This is a genomic window from Parvibaculum sp. (assembly GCF_035511255.1).
GTDB lineage: Bacteria > Pseudomonadota > Alphaproteobacteria > Parvibaculales > Parvibaculaceae > Parvibaculum.
On sequence record NZ_DATKFR010000361.1, the window covers coordinates 1 to 1,643 of the forward strand.

Here is a 1,643-nt window from a genome sequence, read left to right on the forward strand (position 1 = left end):
CTGGAATGCGCGATCAAGATGGCGCGGCGCTATCACTTCGTCGGCGATGCGCCGGAACGCAACGAACTCATCGCCTTCGAAGGCGCCTTTCACGGCCGCACGCTCGCGACCATCGCGGCCGGCGGCAACAAGAAATATCTCGAAGGCTTCGGCCCCGAAATGCCGGGCTTCGTGCATCTGCCATTCGGCGACATGAAGGCGCTGGAAAAGGCGATCACGTCAACGACCGCCGGCATCCTGATCGAGCCGATCCAGGGTGAGGGCGGCATCCGTGTACTGCCGAACGAGGATTTGAGGAAGATCCGCGCCATGTGCGACGAGGCGGGCATCCTGCTGCTGCTCGACGAGGTGCAGACGGGCTTCGGGCGGACCGGCAGGCTCTTTGCGCATGAACTTGCCGGCATCACGCCCGACATCATGCCGGTCGCAAAGGCGCTGGGCGGCGGCTTCCCGGTCGGCGCCTGTCTGGCAACCGAGAATGCCGCGCGCGGCATGACGGTCGGCACGCATGGCTCGACCTATGGCGGCAATCCGCTGGCGATGGCGGTGGCGGATGCCGCCGTCTCGATGATGATCCGGGAAGACTTCCTCGCCCATGTGCGCGATATCGGCGTGAAGCTGAAACAGAAGCTCGCCATGCTTGCCGACCAGCATCCCTCGATCATCGAGGGCGTGCGCGGCGAAGCGCTGATGCTCGGCATCAAGTGCCGCATCACCAACACGGACCTCGTGCAGGCGGCGCGAAAGGAACATCTGCTGACCGTTGGCGCGGGCGACAATGTCGTGCGCCTGCTGCCGCCGCTCATCATCGACGAGGGTCACCTCGATGAGGCAATCGGGAAGCTCGACCGTGCCTGCACGGCGCTCGAAGCGGATATTGCGAAGAAGCCCGCCCAGGCTGCGGGAGGTGCCGCATGAACGCGCATGATCCCAGGGCGAAGTCGCCCCGGCACTTTCTCGATCTCGATCTGATCGAAGGTCCGGCGCTCCGTTCGATCCTTGACGGGGCGAAGACCCGCAAGGCCGGCCGGAACGGCAAGGCGCAGGCCGAGCCCGACACGGACAGCCCCCTGAAGGGCAAGCTTCTCGCCATGCTTTTCGAAAAGCCCTCGACGCGGACGCGCGTCTCCTTCGACGTCGCCATGCGTCAGCTCGGCGGCGAGACGCTGCTGCTGAACGGCAACGACACGCAGCTCGGCCGCGGCGAAACCATCGCCGACACGGCGCGGGTTCTTTCGCGCTATGTCGACGCGATCATGATCCGTACGACCGATCACAAACATCTGATGGAGCTCGCCGAATATGCGAGCGTGCCGGTCATCAACGGTCTCACCGACAAGTCGCATCCCTGCCAGCTGATGGCGGACGTGATGACCTTCGAGGAGCACAAGGGGCCGATCAAGGGCCGCAGCATCGCCTGGGTCGGCGACGGCAACAACATGGTGACCTCGTGGATCCACGCGGCCGCGCAGCTCGAATTCGAGCTGAGGGTCGCCTGCCCGCCGGAATTCGCGCCGGACCGTGCCGCCGTCGACTGGGCGCGCAAGAAGGGCGCGAAGATTTTCGTGACCACCGATCCCTTCGAAGCGGTGAAGGGCGCCGACTGCGTCAACACCGATACCTGGGTTTCGATGGGAACCCCG

2 protein-coding genes are annotated in these 1,643 nt (G+C 65.1%); both read left to right on the forward strand.

Features of this window, described 5'->3' with window-relative positions; genetic code table 11:
* A partial coding sequence (locus VMR03_RS13850) for an aspartate aminotransferase family protein (RefSeq protein ID WP_325406196.1) occupies positions 1-918 on the forward strand: 918 nt, incomplete at its 5' end.
* Positions 915-1,643, forward strand: a 729-nt coding sequence (locus VMR03_RS13855; RefSeq protein WP_325406198.1) for an ornithine carbamoyltransferase, incomplete at its 3' end; no start/stop codon positions are given. The genes VMR03_RS13850 and VMR03_RS13855, both read left to right, overlap by 4 nt.